General features: G+C 60.1%; 1 pseudogene. It reads right to left on the bottom strand.

Annotation, left to right across the window (positions count from 1 at the left end):
- Positions 1-96 precede the first annotated feature (96 nt).
- Positions 97-273: pseudogene (locus AC0L2C_RS34280) on the bottom strand (electron transfer flavoprotein subunit beta/FixA family protein); the annotation flags it as partial.

Below are 273 nucleotides of genomic sequence, written 5' to 3'. Positions count from 1 at the left end.
AGTGCCGCCGAAAGCGCCTTGGCGGTCTGGTCGGAAAGCGTCGCATTGTCGTGTTCGGCAATCAGAAGAATTGTCATCTTTTGTCCCTTCCCAGCCCTACAGCACGCCGGCTTCGTTCTTAAGCTTGTCGACCAGTTCGGCGACGCTCTTGACCTTGACGCCCGCCTTGCGGCCGCCCGGCTCCTCGGTCTTGATTACCTTCAGCCGCGGCTTGACGTCGGCGCCGTAATCGGCGGGAGATTTCTCGTCGAGCGGCTTCTTCTTGGCCTTCAT

The organism is Mesorhizobium sp. WSM4845 (assembly GCF_055811455.1).
Note: the sequence above shows the minus strand (reverse complement) of the source record. Positions and strands in the feature narration are given on the sequence as shown.